The organism is Chryseobacterium sp. 22458 (genome assembly GCF_052044975.1).
Lineage (GTDB): Bacteria > Bacteroidota > Bacteroidia > Flavobacteriales > Weeksellaceae > Chryseobacterium.
The window spans coordinates 189,859-206,129 of the sequence record NZ_JBQEOA010000001.1 but is presented as its reverse complement, the minus strand read 5'-3'; the positions used below and the strand labels follow the sequence as shown (position 1 = coordinate 206,129).

Annotated in this window: 10 protein-coding genes; 1 reads left to right on the top strand and 9 read right to left on the bottom strand. The window is 38.9% G+C overall.

Annotated features, from left to right (window positions below):
- Positions 1 to 56: 56 nt before the first annotated feature.
- From ACTJJF_RS00900 to ACTJJF_RS00890, 3 genes are all read right to left on the bottom strand, one after another.
- Positions 57 to 6,608 (bottom strand): hypothetical protein, encoded by a 6,552-nt coding sequence (locus tag ACTJJF_RS00900; RefSeq protein WP_440698361.1) that lies wholly within the window; start codon positions 6,606 to 6,608, stop codon positions 57 to 59.
- A gap of 73 nt (positions 6,609 to 6,681) precedes the next feature.
- A complete protein-coding gene (locus tag ACTJJF_RS00895) occupies positions 6,682 to 7,206 on the bottom strand; it encodes a hypothetical protein (protein ID WP_440698360.1) in 525 nt (174 codons plus the stop codon).
- A 263-nt stretch (positions 7,207 to 7,469) separates the two neighbouring features.
- A complete protein-coding gene (locus ACTJJF_RS00890; RefSeq protein WP_440698359.1) occupies positions 7,470 to 8,045 on the bottom strand; it encodes a hypothetical protein in 576 nt (191 codons plus the stop codon).
- Positions 8,046 to 8,684: 639 nt separating this feature from the next.
- Between ACTJJF_RS00890 and ACTJJF_RS00885 the strand changes: the two genes are divergently transcribed.
- Positions 8,685 to 8,957 carry a helix-turn-helix domain-containing protein gene (locus ACTJJF_RS00885; RefSeq protein ID WP_440698358.1) on the top strand — a complete coding sequence of 91 codons (273 nt, stop codon included), beginning with the start codon at positions 8,685 to 8,687 and terminating at the stop codon, positions 8,955 to 8,957.
- A 194-nt stretch (positions 8,958 to 9,151) separates the two neighbouring features.
- Here the strand turns inward: ACTJJF_RS00885 and ACTJJF_RS00880 are convergent, their stop codons facing one another.
- From ACTJJF_RS00880 to ACTJJF_RS00855, 6 genes are all read right to left on the bottom strand, one after another.
- Positions 9,152 to 9,871, bottom strand: coding sequence for an SDR family NAD(P)-dependent oxidoreductase (locus ACTJJF_RS00880; RefSeq protein ID WP_440698357.1), 720 nt, complete (start codon positions 9,869 to 9,871; stop codon positions 9,152 to 9,154).
- A gap of 81 nt (positions 9,872 to 9,952) precedes the next feature.
- On the bottom strand, positions 9,953 to 10,162 hold the full coding sequence (locus tag ACTJJF_RS00875) for a hypothetical protein (protein WP_440698356.1): 210 nt from the start codon (positions 10,160 to 10,162) through the stop codon (positions 9,953 to 9,955).
- Between the two features lie 259 nt (positions 10,163 to 10,421).
- Positions 10,422 to 10,871 (bottom strand): nuclear transport factor 2 family protein, encoded by a 450-nt coding sequence (locus ACTJJF_RS00870; RefSeq protein ID WP_440698355.1) that lies wholly within the window; start codon positions 10,869 to 10,871, stop codon positions 10,422 to 10,424.
- A gap of 317 nt (positions 10,872 to 11,188) precedes the next feature.
- Positions 11,189 to 13,225 (bottom strand): M13 family metallopeptidase, encoded by a 2,037-nt coding sequence (locus ACTJJF_RS00865; RefSeq protein WP_440698354.1) that lies wholly within the window; start codon positions 13,223 to 13,225, stop codon positions 11,189 to 11,191.
- Between the two features lie 243 nt (positions 13,226 to 13,468).
- A complete protein-coding gene (locus ACTJJF_RS00860) occupies positions 13,469 to 14,167 on the bottom strand; it encodes a DUF1826 domain-containing protein (RefSeq protein ID WP_440698353.1) in 699 nt (232 codons plus the stop codon).
- A gap of 199 nt (positions 14,168 to 14,366) precedes the next feature.
- On the bottom strand, positions 14,367 to 16,232 hold the full coding sequence (locus ACTJJF_RS00855) for a T9SS type A sorting domain-containing protein (RefSeq protein WP_440698352.1): 1,866 nt from the start codon (positions 16,230 to 16,232) through the stop codon (positions 14,367 to 14,369).
- Positions 16,233 to 16,271 lie beyond the last annotated feature (39 nt).

The window sequence follows — 16,271 nt, the reverse complement described above, 5'->3', positions numbered from 1 at the left end:
AAAACTTAACAAGGCTGTGGTATTAAAAACTTTCAGTTAAAAAGCTTTGTTTGAATTTAGTCAGGACATGCCTGGATAGAGATACAATGCCATGCCATAGAAGTCTCACCCTCTTTCTGAGTGTATATCTTCATACATTTGTTGGTCGTATCATATACCATCATTCCTTCAATAAAGCTGGCTGCCGGGATACCCACCGGATTGCCGGATGCATCAAATGCAACCCTGTTAGGAACGAAACCTTTGGTCTTCGCTTCCAGAGCAAGCCAGCCTCCTTTTCTTACCATAGGCCAGTTATCGGAGCCTGCTCCTGCTCTGCCTAATGCGGTAATTCCTACTTTAGTGTCCAGTGTGGTTCCTGTTAAGATACCCGGCTTATAGCAGAATGGCACAATACAGGCCGAAACAGAAGCATTCTGGGCACTTCCAATAGCCTGACCGGTATTAGCAATGGTAGGAATTCCATTAGCGTTTACGGTATTACCAAGGTTCTTGATAACAGGCCCTGCAGTTCCGGTATAGCCACTTCCTGTATTACCGCCAGGCATTGAAGAATCTACAAGATTGGCTGTAGTGAAGCCTCCTGCACCTTCGATGGCGTCAGGACACCCGTCTCCGTCAGAATCCAGATCAAAATAATCAGGGATACCATCGCCATCGGTATCGCAAGTCTTATGAGCAAATAAACTATAAGCTACAGCATCACCTGCTCCAAAATTATTACTCGTAATGGTAAAAGACGTAACCAGCCCATTGCCAACACCTCTCAGTAGAATTCCTTGGTCATTTACGGCTCCCAATGAAGAAATAGTACCGGCTGTCTCATTATAATTCATACTGTTCATTGCTGTTGCACCGAAATTAGTTGTCGTATCCTTTACAAGCCATCCACTTGCATTACCACCGTTTATTTGCACTGTGTAGATTGCTCCTGAAGAGTTATTTGGAGAAGCACCATCTACATCGTCTATATAAAAAGCGAGTTCTTTTGCAGGAACCCCTGTTGAGAAGCTATAGGTAATGCTTACAGAGTTATTGTTATGAGACTTGTAAATTCTTTGTGTAGCACCATTACTGTTGATATAAAAATGATCATGACCATCATTAAATCCTGGTGCAGTTTGCAGCGATGTACCTACTGAAGTTACGGTCAAATTAGAGGCTGTATCTCCTTTCCATGCTCCGCTTTCATTTTGAGCATAATATCCTCCGCAGTTTTCATCAAGATCCAAAATACCGTCATTGTCACTATCCTGATCACACATATCCGCAATACCATCTCCGTCAGAATCCGGACCGGTACAAGAGCCTGGAAGTGCAACTAACCCACACATATTCACAAGACCTGTATTATATGTGTATTTTTGGAAAGAAGGAATACCGGTTGTACCATTTCCTATAGTTCCATAACTACTTTGCCCTACAAAACCAAAATATGGATTGCCATTTTTATAATTCATGGCAAACAATCCTCCTGTTTCTACAGCAATGATTTCATCATTTAATCCCATTCCGTCTGTATTGGTTGTATTACCCGGCATATAGGTAGGGCCATAACCTGATGAATTATTCGTAATAGCCTGACCTAATTTATATGCGTGATTACTTCCCCAGCCCCATTGTTTTCTATCGCTGGTCAATACATTTATTGATGGGAATGAATCAGCAAAAGCAGAATGTTCACCCGGTGATATCCATGTGATATTACCACCCAAAGTGTGACCACCAGAGGTAGCTGTTACCTCTTTCCATACATTGCTGGCGGTTGTAGTACCATATCCCAGAATTTGATAATCATTTCGCCCCATAGCAAATAGCTTTCCATTGGTCGCCAAAAGAAAATAAGAAGTATTTCCTGCCATTCCGATCATTTTTGGCGTTATCCCATCAGGAACAACTACTTCTGTTGCAAAAAGTCGATCTGTTCCGGAAGAAGCATTATCGGTACCGTCACCAACGTAAGTGTGTTGTCCCCACGTGTAAAGTTTGCCTTCAGAAGTCAAAGCGAACTTAGCATTATTACTGCCACGTACTGCCACCACATTGTCCAGCGTTTCTGTGGCAGAGGTCATGATACGGTGCCAGATTCTGGTGTTGGCAGTAGTCGCCGGCATACCATCTCCGTAAGCATATTGACTTGCAATACTCGACAGCATCCAAGCTTCACCTTTACAGGTTACAATAGCTAGTCCAATTTCATTACCAAACATCATCTTCACGTCCGTTGGTGCAACCCCAGGAGGCAAACCATCTGCTTTACCATTAACTGTTACTTTGCTAAATGCAGGTGTACCCTGATTTGTATCTTTATGAACTAAATTAATAAGGTAGCCTCCGCCTCCCCACGTGTAAAGCCCGTCTGTAGTTAATAATGCCGAATTTGTAAGGGCATGATTACCTGTAATTGCAACTTTCAAAGGTGTACCAGTATAGGTAAAACCATTTGCCGGTGTAATAGCCGTCGGAACTAAAAGATCCAACGATAAATTTGAATTAGAAGGAGAAGTCTTAGGTGATGCTACATATCCCCAAATCTTAAACGTACCGTCTTTTTCTTTTGCCATAACTGCAATATCTGTTGCAATCAGGTTATCATATTCTATGGTATTGGGATTATTTGCATTAAGGAATGCATTGTCGTTACAACCGCTTACACAAGAGTCTGTAAGCAGACCTGCAAAGGTAAAGAACTGCCCGTCCGCTAATGTTACATTTGCAGTATTATATACCACACCATTTACAGTAACCTCTGCAGCCATTGGTGTAAAGGTGTCAGTTGCTTCAAAACTTTCATCCGGAGACTGTACCAGATATAAATTTTTCACTCCTTTTGGCCATGCAACCGTAACTGTACCTACGTTTCCGGAGTTTTGTACTTTCCAAATGGCTTCGAAACGGTGATTGACTGCACCATTAGGACCTGTATAAATCAATGATGTATTTGTCATAAGCTTTTGCGTCAAACCATTATCACCAGTCATCAGGTATTGTAGGTTGTTTGCCAGATCTGTACTGTTATCAGCATTTGTATTTGCAAAACCTGTGGTAGAAATAACCAGCTTTTGTGATGCGTTTACACTTCCTGACTGTTTCTGGTGTAATGCGGAAATATTGTCTCTTGCAATACCGAAAATGTTGTTATTATATCCGCTGTTAAGCGTTCTGTTCCATACAATATCACTATTTGAAGCAAGATAATTTTCTGCTGAAGTAACGCCGTTCTTTACAGCAAGATAAGTGTTTACTCTCGACTGCTCATCAGGTGTCAATAATTGTTTGTACCAAATAACTTCCATAATATCACCGGAGAAGACCCCTGCTCCCGTCCCATAGGTACTGTAACCTACTCTTAGATTCGGACCGTCAAACTGGAATCTGTTGGCGGTACTGGCGGCATTCGAAGTTTCATATAAACCATTTAATCCTAACTTCATTTCACCGCCTGCATACACTGCTTCACCCCCACTTGCTATTCCGTTGGTAGCACTGGCAGAAAATACACTTGAAGTATTTAAAACAAACGGTGTTGAAAAATTCTTACTCGTTGCTGTAGCTTCGTACTCATAAAAATTAGGGTATCCTAATCCGCCACTAAGCAGCATGGCAATGGAAGGGTTTGATCCATAACCGGCACCACCGTTTGTGCCTATACCTGTGATACGACCCGTAGCAGCAGTAGTTGGTCTTACTGCAGAAAATATGGAATAAGAAGTAAGATTAGTTCCGCCGTCCGGATTTAACTGTGTATTTGGATTGTGGAAATTTTTAGTTGCGCTGTAATCTGTGGTATAAGGATGGAAATTGTGTGCTCTGTCAGCAAGTGAAAGTGTCCATGTTCCCGCAGCAGGAATGTCATCAGCATTTGCAGAATGATCTTTCCACGCCGTAGCAATATTTCCCGGGTCATCTGATCTTACCCAGAAACCTGAACCAACAACACCTCCCGGAGCATAAGCAAATCCGGCAAATGTAAAATACTGACCATCGCTTAAATTAACTGTTGCTGTGTTATAAACGACCCCGTTTACAGTAACTTCAGCAGTCATAGAGGTAAAGATATCCGTATCATCAAATATTTCATTGGATGACTGTACCAAATGAAGATTTGAGGCTCCTTTAGGCCAGGCTACGATTACCTGACCAACAGTACCTGTATTCTGAATTTTCCAGATCGATGCAAAACGAATGTTGGTTTCTCCTCCTGGCGCTGCAGCATTCAACAATGGAGTAGTAAATGACTGTTGCAATCCGTTATCTCCTACAATAAGGAATTGTCCGTTTGCTAAAGTATTGGTATTTGCTGCATTTGTATTTGCCAAAGAATTTCCTGCACCTATTATCAGCTTTTGGTTGCTGTTTCCACTTCGGGATTGTTTTTGATAAAGTGCTGAAATATTATCTCTTGCAATACCAAAAACGTTGTTATAATAGTTATTGTTAGCAGATCCTCCCCAAACAACGACACCTGCAGAACTGAGATAGTTTCTGCTTTGTTCTTTACTCAGTGTTTTTCCGTATTTGATGGCAAGGTAAGATTCTACTTTATTTACTTCATCATCGGTTAACTTATTGGAAAAGATAATCATTTCATTCTGTTGTCCGTTCAGAGGTACTCCGTCTGCACTTCCACCGATCATCAGTACATTACGTGTAGCGGCGGTATTTACATTTGAAATTCCGGTATTAAAAGTCTGATGAAATCCGTTTAGGGTAATATTAACAGCATTGGTTCCTGCTGTTCCTGCTCCGTTTTCCCAGGTTCCACCACCAATATAAGAACCATTGACCGTGTAGGTACTTTGAGCGCCAAATTCAGTAATTACCGGATAGAATAAAAATTTGTTCCCTGTATAGCTGTATAGACCCGGATCATCTGTTGTATTTGAGGCCCCTGCCGCTCCAAATCCAAACATTGCTGCCAGACCTGTTGTATTCCCTGCAGAAAACAATGCCCCCTTACTTCTGTCAAGGATATATCCTGTGGCATCTGCCGGAGCATACTGCAGCCACTTTTGAGTTCCGTCGTAACTTACTGTCGGGTTGAAGTTAGCCAGTGTAGCTGTGTTTGAAAACTGAGGGCGGTATGCTACTGTAGATTGGGATAATGGGAAAGGTTTATTATTAAACTCATTCCATTGCTGTATTGCAGCATTATCAGCAGCTGCAGTTGCACCATTATCCGAAAACAGGTTTGCAGAACCGTCTGCTCTGTACCATGCAGCAGCAGTTACCCCTCCGGGAGCAAATTCGTATCCTGCCAATGTGAAGAATTCACCATCTCCTAAATTAACTGTTGCCGTATTGTAAACAACTCCGTTTACAGTAACTTCGGTAATCATCGGTGTAAAATTATCTGTATTGTCAAATACTGAATCCGTTGACTGTACCAGGTAAAGATTAGCAATTCCTTTCGGCCAGGCTACCGTAACATTTCCAACGCTGCCTGTATTTTGTACTTTCCAGACTGATTCAAAACGGTAATTTGTTTCTCCATTTGTTCCTCCTGTATAAACTAACGGTGTGCTCAGCGCCTGTTTTAAACCGTTATCCCCCACAAGAAGGAATTGGCCGTCTGTAAGGGTATTGGTATTGGCTGCATTTGTATTAAATAATCCCGTTCCGTTCCCAATGATGAGTTTCTGATCCTTATTCTCACTTCTGGATTGCTTTTGGTGTAAAGCGCCGTTATTGTCACGGGCAATACCAAAAATATTGTGTTGATATAAAGCATCAGAATTCCATACAATACCATTGGTAGAGTTGAGATAATTCCCGGAAAGTGTTGTACCATATTTAATCGCTAAATAAGACTCCAGGCGGTTTTTTTCCTGGTTGGTAAGGATGTTCTGGTAAATAAGAACCTCATTAAGCTGTCCATTGAGATATCCCCAATCAGTATCACCACCTATTCTGAATTGTCTTGCCGTATTGACTGTATTGACATTTCTGAAATTGTTACCAGAATAAAAGGTATGTGTTCCATTCAGTGAAACTGTGGCTGCACCATATGTTGCGGGACTGGTTGTACTTGCTCCGTTTTGCCACGAAGAACCTGCTACAAATGAGTTTTTGTAGGTGAATGCATTTGTTGAAACAGGAGTATAATTACTCCCATTTTCAGCATACATCAACAAATTAAACTGACTGTTATTCGACGTATGGAGACCTGGATAGTCCATATCATCATTAAATCCGATTAATCCCGACCCTAATGCTGTTCCTAAAAAATCTGAGTTCATGAAGCCTGCAGAATAGAAGCTTCCTGAGGCCCGGTTTATAATTTCGTTTCCGGTTCCGGGATCACATTCCATCCAGTGGCTGCCTGTCCTTGTAAATGTTACTGTCGGATTAAAATTGGCCAATGTTGTGCTATTGGAATAAACCGGTCTTCTTGCCGCTGTTATCTGTACAAGATTTCTTCCGGTTCCCAAATAATCATTCCATTGGTAAACAGAAGCATTATTGGCAGCAGGCGTGGTTCCTCCATCAGAGAAAACAGAGGCATCTGCTCTGTACCATGCCGTGGGAGACGCTACCCCCCCGGGCGATTGCCCCAGCACAAATAATGTGGGCAGAGCCATACAGATGGTTAATAAAATTTTTTTCATAAGTATATCATTAATAGTTTTTAATGGCTTGTCATGTCGAGTTAGGAATATTTGAATCACATACTCCTGAAAACTAAGGTTTCCAGAAGGTCCATACTGTTCCGTTATACACTGCAAGTTGTTTTTTTATGGTATCATAAGCCATCATTCCAGGGGCGGGGTCGATGATGTTGAGGTGTGGACTGGCCATTTTGGGTAATATCATGGCCTTGTTGGCATCGGATAAAACCAATATTCCTGGAGTGCTGTCTGTAGCAGCTGCTGATCCGATGACTGATTTCGCAGTTGTAGATTCAGTTTTGTTGGTCTGGATTACAATATTGGCGGTTCCTGTGTTGTCCACACTCAAATCCGTCCATGTACCGGAATCCTTTAGGTATTTTACTTTGTGGTCGGTCGTATCATAAATGATTGTACCATTTTCAGTGATTCCTGCCAGATTTTCCACATAAGGCAAAATGAGTCCGCGATTTTCTGTATCTGCAAATTCCAAAGATACAGAAGCATTAGTGACGGTCTGTTTTCCTATGGCAATTTGAGACTTTACAGTGCCCGTTGCAGCAAGTATAATTGCCATGGGCAGAAGTAGTTTTTCCATGATTTTTAAATAGGTTTATGAGAATGAATGTGCTCTTTCTTTAAATTATTATTTCCAAAATGATGGCCTATTTCTATAGATTCATTTCCGATCAACGTCAATGCATTGCAGTTTTGTCTTCTACCATTATATACACGGAGATGGTCCAGAGTTCCAACTGAAAGAATAAATGCAAAATCTTACCTGTTCGCATCAGTTGAATTGGCGAATTACAGAATAATCATGAGGAAATTTTATTGAATAAAAAGCGATCTGAAGACTTCTTAGGCGATAGTCGAATATAAGACAGGTGGAGGCCTGTTGAAATTTTGAAATAATCTAAAACTTGAAAGAGCCTGGCTTTTACTGAATTTCTTCAGAAAGACATCACGAAGACAGATCAGGACCGGCATTGTGTCAGCAGGAACAGGCAGAAAAAATTTCATGGTATGATTGTCGGGTCTAACAATCTGCATATCACCATCAGAAACAGCCAGTAATGATGATTTTTCTGATGAATCTCCCCTCCTGAAAATTATTTCTGTTCTCTTGTTATTATTAACAGGCTGAGAAATGATTTCTTTTTTCTTTTGTTTTCTTTTATTGGATGTAAAGCGTACCTTTTTTTTGGACTTTTTTCTTACCTTGTCTTTTGTGACATGTGAAACATATACTTTTTCCATCCCTGAAATTATAGTACCTTCTGAAATAAATAAGGAAGTGGGTGGCGTAGACAGTTCCGATGAAGTGGTTTCATGTGTATAGGCAGCCGAAATAATCTGAAAGTTGACGAACAGGAATAACAGTAAGAATAATCTTCCCCCTACAATTGAATGCAGAGAGAAGGGATGGTTCATCATGTTATTTAACCTATTTTACAATTTTACAATACTTATAATCAACCATTTAATTTCATTATATTTTTTTAAGCTCAGAGTATAAATTTCCCAAATAGGTATTTGAATTTTGATATTCATATTTCATTAAATATACATAAATGATAATTGTAAATAATATTAAACCAAGTAAGCCTGATTGTTGAAATACATCATGAAAAATGAAAACTGCAAAGTAGAAGCATAAAACCTTCTCTTATTGATGAAACTGTAAAAAATACTTCTTAAGCTTGAAAATTTGAGACTTCAAAAATATCTGCAAAAGGATTGAGTCTTACCCGGATGGCTAACACCTAAGTATCTTTCACGTGGATATGGACCAATACTGCTTTTAATAAAAAAGAGGTATATCAATGATAAATGTTATCATTTTTTAAGGAAGTTGACCTATATCTTAATTATATTAGCGTAGTAAAAAATTGTCAGATATTAAAGAACAACTGCCATAACTTTTCACAAGAATCAAATATAGCAGAAGGTCATTATTTTAATATTCAAAATGATTTAATAATAGAACGAAAAGATAGAAAAAATTAAATTACTGAACAGTTCTTATTTGAATTAGACAGACATTTAGCAGATCTGCAATCTGGTGAGGTTGATATGGCTTATGAGATTAATGACTTTGCCAAATTGTTATTTATCAATCCCAATCACCTTAGCGATACCGTAAGTGCAGTTTTAGGAAAATCTCCCTGTGCACTGTATGAAGAAAAACTTCTTGATATTGCAAAAGAATTTATCATTCATACCGAAACTCCCATCAATGAGATAGCTCTAAAGTTAGATTATGATCCATCTAATTTTACAAAATTTTTTAAACGACATACAGGAATGACTCCTGTTCAATTAAGGAAGTCGTTTCATAAAAAATAACCCTCATCGTAAAAGGGTGCAGTTATCCATCAGGGATGGTGTTTTTCTATTATTTATTTCACTGATGATATAAAATAGTCATCAATCTCTTTCACAAAAGGAATCCGAACCCGAAGTTATCAAAAAAAACACTAATCATCAATATTTTTGATACATCCGAGCTCGGATAGATTTTGGATCATTCTTTTTAAGAATCACCAGCCTATGACCTCTCTATCTCTGAAGAATCCGCCGGTTGGACCATCTTTTGGTAAAGTTGCTGCCCAAACTATTCCATCAGCGCCTTCTATAACAGGCCGGGCCCCATAAGCTTCCAACCCGGGAGTAGTGGCTACAAATCCCGGGCAAACAGCATTTATTTTTATTTGATCTTCCTTCAGTCTCTTCGCTAATTTCACAGTGAGTCCGTTGAGTGCCAGTTTAGAAATAGCAAAAGCCGGAACATCCGCATGATAGTTTTCCAAGCCAAATATGGGATCACTAAAAGACCCAATGCCAGAAGTTACATTAACAATAGTTCCATAGTCTGCCAATTTCAATAATGGAAAAAAGCTCTGTATCATTCTCAATGCTCCAAAAAGATTTAAATCCAGAGCATCTTTCATAAAATCTAGATTCACAGTTAAAACATCATTGTCCTGATCGAAAAAAGCCCCGGCGTTATTAATCAGTACATCCAGTTTTCCATATTGTTTTATAATGCTTGCCACCAGCTTATCAATACTTTCCTGACTGGTAACATCCAATTGTGCAGCATCTACATTGAGCTTTTTTCCAAGAGTATTCACCGTTTCAATGTCACGGGCTGTAATAATTACTGTTAGCCTCAATTCTTTTAACCGTTTAGCTGTTTCATAACCTAAACCTGTTTCTCTGCTTACACCGGTAATAAGTGCAATTTTATTTTCAAACATTTTTATTATTTTTCTTATACTAAATTGATATTAAACAACTTACATACCTATCCAATATTTCAATGTGAATATTCAGCAAGATTAAAAAGGACCGTTAGAATGTTCAGCATTGTCTGGGAATACGGCTACAGCCTGCCATTGCTCGACAATTAATTCATTGACGTCAATTCTCAGGATATCCCAAAATGTATGGATCTGTTCACGAATAGTTCCTTCTGACTGTATTGCAACAAATTCACCTTCCGCAACTATTCTATGAATCGTTATATATTCTTTTTCATCATTTTTCAAAGCTTTTTTAAGGGCCTTTATTCCATCTCCAATGGAAGGATTATGCTGAATAACATTCGGATGAACGGATTAATCAAGTTTATTTAGATTCCTGTGAATGAGGATTTCCGTCACATATTTCTCGCCAATTCGTTTATCAGTTTCTGTAAGTGCCTGATTTTTAATTTCCGTCTCGCCATCCATTAGATGAGTAAAAATTCTTCTGTGTATTGATCTTCTACAGAACAAAAAGGAAATAGTATCTCCCGGATTATAAGATTTATTTAAGTTTTGCAGCAAAAGTCTGAGCTACAATCTTACCATCTCTTACGATATAAGTATCTGTTGTAAAGTCTGTTTTTGATGTTTCCCAGGTTAAATACGCTACTTCACCAACTATTGTAACCGTTTTCACTTTTAAAGTTGCCGTCACTGCAGGAGGAAAGTAATCTTTATATGTTCTTTCAAATTGCTCACGAATTTCCTTCAATCCTTTTACGTATCCTTTTGCATTTACTCCTTCTACAATGATTACAGCATCTTCGGCATAATCTTTTAAGGTTTCATCAACATCTCCTTTACGGAAGGCCATCATATGATGTTCAAATACCTTTCTGGTAGTAGCGGAGTCTACATGGGATTTTGATTGTGCTTTTATATTGCTCCCTCCCAGAAGTACCAAACCACCTGTAATAATAGTAGACAATAAATAATTTCTTGTTGTCATCATAAAAATATTAATTTATTTAATTATGAAGTAAAGGTATAACCAGATGGCTCCAAAAAAATAGTATCCTTTTCTGTTTTTTGATACAGCAGATAGAAACCAAGCTTCCTGAATCAAAACACAGACTTCCACCAAGGTGGTCTACCTGCTTAGCTTGGCAAGTAATCGGCTATTAGCAATTATCGCTAAAAATGTAAAGTTTAACAGTAAATGCGTTCTCAATAGAAAAATAGCCGATAATAAAAACTCAAAAGGCTGATCTTCCGATCAGCCTTTTGAGTATATACATTAAGTACCATCATTTATAGAGATACCTATTATTACCAGATCTTTATTCTGTCTTTTGGTTCTTTGTACATTTTATCACCGGGTTTCACATTGAATGCTTTATAGAACGGTTCAAAATTCATTAAAGGACCCAAAACACGCCAATAATCCGGAGAATGGGTATCAACGTTGATAAGCTGACGGGACAGTTCATCGGTCATTTTTGTACGCCATGCATTTCCCATGGCTAAAAAGAATCGCTGATCTGGTGTAAAGCCGTCAATTTTCTTATTTCCTTTTCCCTGCTCTGTCATTTTAAATGCATCATATGCAATGGCAATTCCTCCAAAATCAGCAATATTTTCTCCGGTAGTCAATTCACCATTCACATGAAGGTCATTAAGAATTGTAAAGCCACTGTAAAGTTTTTGAATTTGTTTTACCTTTTCATTGAACTTCGTTTTATCCTCTTTAGACCACCAGTCTTTCATATTTCCGATCTTGTCATATTGGGAACCCTGGTCATCAAACCCATGGGTCAATTCATGGCCTATGACCATTCCAATTCCGCCATAATTGATGGCATCATCAGCATCTTTATCAAACATCGGGTATTGTAATATGGCCGCCGGGAAATTAATATCATTCAGATAAGGATTATAAAACGCATTTACAGTAGCCGGTGTTGTGATCCACAAGGTTTTGTCAACAGGTTTTCCTAATTGTGATAATTGAAATTCGAAGTTATCACGGTTACAGGCAATCGTATTTTCAAAATATTTGGTTTTATCAATATTTACTTTACTATAATCTCTCCATTTATCAGGATATCCTATTTTCCGGCCGATGGCGTTCAGCTTTTCTTCTGCTGTTTTCTTGGTTGCATCACTCATCCAATCCAATTGCTGAATACGTTTGGCAAACGCTTTGGTCAGATTAGAAATAAGCTCGTCCATTCTTTTTTTCGCTTCCGGTGGAAAATATTTTTCGACATATAATTGTCCTAAAGCATCGCCCAGCCCTTTATCAGCAGCTATTCCCATAAGTTCCCATCTCGGCTTTTGTTTCTTTTGCCCAGACAGTACTTTTTTATAATCAAAAGAGGCTTTTTCAAAATCACTGCTCAGCAGATCTGCATAAGAATTAAGGGAATGCGCTTTCAGGTATAGCTTCCAGTCGGAAAGCGGAACCGTTTTCAGCATGGTATTCAGCTTATCATAATAGGCAGGCTGCTCCATATCCAGTGATTCTACTTTTGCCCCTAAAGTTGCAAAAAACTGATTCCAGTTTAAATTGGGCTGGTCCTTTTCTATTTTGGACAGGGTTACTTTGTTATAATTTGCAGCAACATCACGAAGCTCAACATTTGTTTTATGGGATGATGCTAAATTTTTCTCAATATTATAAACCGTTTCTGTATTTTTAGTCGCCGTTGAAGCATCAGAGCCGGTAAGCCTGAATAACGAAGTTAGATAGCTTTTATAAGCATCCTGAACAGTTTTGGTTTCTTTATCATTTTTGAAATAATAGTCTCTGTCAGGAAGCCCAAGCCCTCTCTGTGTCAGCCATGCAATATTCATCGCACTGTTTTTCTGGTCAGCATACACCATAAAACCAATGAGGCTTTCTGTACCGTTCTTTTCTTCTTCAGCGACAAACTTCATAAGTTCCGGTACGGATTTGATGGCATCTATTTTTACCAGCAATGGTTTCATCGGCTCAATCCCACGTTTGTTGATGGTCACCGAATCCATTCCGGAAGCATAAAAATCACCTATCTTTTGCTGAATACTTCCGGTTTTCCCCTGATTTTTTGCTGCATCTTCCAGAACAGTTCTTATTCTTTTCTTTGTTGAATCTACAATATCATAAAACCCACCGATATAAGACTGATCACCAGGGATTTTCGCCGTTTTCATCCAACTTCCAACGGCATATTCATAGAAGTCATCGCCCGGTTTTACCGATTGATTCATATATTTCGTCTCGATATAATGCTCACGGGAGGCCTCAGTTTTATCTTGTTTACAGGAAATAAAGCAACAGGCCGCAATTCCCAATGTTGCCATTGTCAGATTTCTTATTTTCATACGTCTGGTTAATAAAGTTTTATAATAGTATTTCGTAAATTCTCTAAGCTGTCAAAGTTTTCAAAATTGTTATAATTTTTCTAACAGCTAAGGTATTTTCAAATTTATCAAAATATTACATATAAAATAGATAAAACAATAAGATCAGGCAGATCATAATTAAAAACAGAAGTTGTTTCAACCGTTTTCCAGAGAAAAATACCTATTTATTACTCAGATAATTTCATGAAGATAAAGAACTGCCTAACAAATTAAAAGCAGTCTGTATTCCCCATCATTTTCTACAGGCGCCCGGTGTACACAAGGTAATGACGGCTGTTCCGGATGATCTACCGCCAACCGCCATAGATGACCTGAGCCTAAATTGACAGGTTGGGAATCAGGATTTGCCTGATAATGCAGATCAAAATAATTTTCCTTCAGGAATGCTTCAAACTCACTTTCCGGTCCATCATGAAGCATTTTCAGCTTTTCCCGGATCTCAGGAATTAAGATTTTCTGTACAGTCTGATCATTAGGAATAATATCGCTCGCTGCACCGTGATAAGTGCATAAAAAAGTATCTGTGCCTATGGGTGAACGGTCTACATGATAGGAGTACACATCTGTTGAGATGAAATCAAATTCATCATCCCGTTCATAGCATTTAAGCAGATTAAGAGAAGGCTGTGCTCCGAAATCAGTCAGTAATTGAAGATCATTTAAGATAATTTTCCTTGCGGTGTTTCCGTTTTCCGATAACTGTAATGCTAAAAGATCTTCCCGGGAAATTTCTGTAATATTCTCATCTAACTGAAGTTTCGACACGATTTCTTTAAAATCTCCGTCCAGATTCCTGTACCAGCAGGCAGCATTCATCATCCCCTGGAAATGGGTATTCACAAGTTCAGAGAAAGTAGAAACTACTTTTACCTGATGGCTGTCAGAAAATGTATCGCTCATAAGGGTAATGTATCCGGATAGTTTAATATCTGCAAAAATAGTGAACAATCGGATAAATACAGGATTAAAATCATTTTCAAAAAAGGATTACAAAAATACAATACATCAATTGTTTCTTCAAAATATAAAAAAACAGCGCTCCCCGAAGAGAACACTGCACATATAATAAAGGTTATTAGTTTCAATTCTGTTCAGATCTTTATTTCTTCAATATCTTTTCCGTTACTGTTGAAGATCTGGTTTTAAGTTTTATATAATACACGCCTGTCTGAAGAGATGATAATACAACCTGCTCCTGCATCATGCTTAAAACTCCCTGCTTAACCAGCTGCCCCGTTGCACCGTAGATCTCATAAGAAACCAACGGTTCTTTACTGCGTATATGAAGAACATCCTGTACAGGATTAGGGAATAGCTGTATTCCGGCCTGAGCAGAGGTTTCTTCTACAGACATCTGGCCGCATGCCGATTGAGCATATTTTGTGAAAAAAGACTGGGATTTATCTCCTATTACATTTACAGGCATCGTATTGACTCCATCATTAGGATCAGTAAATAACTGAGCATGAAAAACCCCTCCCAGAATATAGTTGCCATCATGGTCTACTGCAATAGCCGTAAACTCATCCTGAGAATTATAACTGCTGTAAATTTCCGCTGCACCGATCACAGCACCTGTGTTTTTATTGAAACGTACCAATAAAGGATCTGCCAGATCTCCGTTGGGACGTGTCATGGCATGGCTTCCCCAGATATCATTCCAGCTTCCTTTGGCAAACGCCAGCTCATTTCCGTTAAGGGCCAATACTCCTTTTACGGTACGATAGGCTCCGTATGTGGTAATTCCGTCAGCAATCTTAGCCCACTGCACCGCTCCGTCTGCATTAAGACGCATCACGAAAGGCACCTGGCCTGTATAGTTAGGCAAAGGAAAAGTATAGTTTCCGAAAGTTCCCGCAGCTGTTCCGGCAAAATAACGTCCGGAAATAAATATATCTGAAGACTCCGAATCTTTGATAAGAGAATGAATTTCATTATCCACAATTCCCGGTACATAGCCATCCAGCTCCCTGCGCCACAATTCTGCGCCGGTTGTTCCATCAAATGCCAGTAAGTATCCGTCTTTTGTAAACGGAATATTATTGTAGGAAAACGCTTCATAATCAGTACTGGATTCACCATACATTCTTCTTCCCGCCAGGTAATAACGGTTCAGACTTTCATCATAAAGTAAATTTACTTTTCCGTCATCTCCCCCTGTGCTTACTCCTCCTGTAATAGGAAGGGCCAATGGGGTCCCGGGAATCATATTTCCATTATTATAACTGAACTTTACCAGATAATATTTATAGGTTGACGTATAGGTTGAAGGAACAGTAATCATTCCATCCAAATGAGTACCTGCTCTGAATCCCATAACCGCATGAATATTTTTGGAAGAATCCATATACATCATCTGAACATCACACTGTCTGCTTAAAAAATTAACATCTCCCTGTAAGGATTTGCTCCATGCCAGATTACCGTCAGATGTATTATATTTCAACAAATAAGCAGATTTATACCCCGGATCTACCGTATCCACATCCACATAGGTAAAGGGAGGAATGGTATGGGTATCATCAAAATGTATAGGCACCGCATTAGGATCAGTAGCTTCCGCCTGACTATAAAGAGTGGCCATCACATACAATCCACCGTTATTATCCAGCTCAATATGCCATGCATTTTCACCCAATCCGGACCCTCCTATAGTTCTTGTCCATCTTATATTCCCCTGGCAATCCGTAGAAAAAAGAAAGAGATCACGAAGCCCATAGTTTGTAACAGATGTGCCGTTCAGATTCTGATCCTGGCTCCATACCGTTGTCAGATAATAAGTATTGTTATTGTTATCCACAGCAATATCCCGGATCGATTCATCATACTGAATATGAAATCCCGGATCGGCAGAACCATTGGCTCCACCTACCTGCTTTGCCCACTGCCACTGGTACGTTTGGCCGAAAGATAATAAAGGAAGTAGTAGAAGTAATTTCCAGATTTTGTTTTTTAATTGTATCATAAAATTCATTTATTTTTCACATATTATAAAAAACAGTGT

Bases quoted from the DNA above. Each gene is read 5' to 3' on its own strand.
- ACTJJF_RS00900 (WP_440698361.1), bottom strand. From the start codon at position 6,608: ATGAAAAAAATTTTATTAACCATCTGTATGGCTCTGCCCACATTATTT.
- ACTJJF_RS00895 (WP_440698360.1), bottom strand. From the start codon at position 7,206: ATGGAAAAACTACTTCTGCCCATGGCAATTATACTTGCTGCAACGGGC.
- ACTJJF_RS00890 (WP_440698359.1), bottom strand. From the start codon at position 8,045: ATGATGAACCATCCCTTCTCTCTGCATTCAATTGTAGGGGGAAGATTA.
- ACTJJF_RS00885 (WP_440698358.1), top strand. From the start codon at position 8,685: ATGGCTTATGAGATTAATGACTTTGCCAAATTGTTATTTATCAATCCC.
- ACTJJF_RS00880 (WP_440698357.1), bottom strand. From the start codon at position 9,871: ATGTTTGAAAATAAAATTGCACTTATTACCGGTGTAAGCAGAGAAACA.
- ACTJJF_RS00870 (WP_440698355.1), bottom strand. From the start codon at position 10,871: ATGATGACAACAAGAAATTATTTATTGTCTACTATTATTACAGGTGGT.
- ACTJJF_RS00865 (WP_440698354.1), bottom strand. From the start codon at position 13,225: ATGAAAATAAGAAATCTGACAATGGCAACATTGGGAATTGCGGCCTGT.
- ACTJJF_RS00860 (WP_440698353.1), bottom strand. From the start codon at position 14,167: ATGAGCGATACATTTTCTGACAGCCATCAGGTAAAAGTAGTTTCTACT.
- ACTJJF_RS00855 (WP_440698352.1), bottom strand. From the start codon at position 16,232: ATGATACAATTAAAAAACAAAATCTGGAAATTACTTCTACTACTTCCT.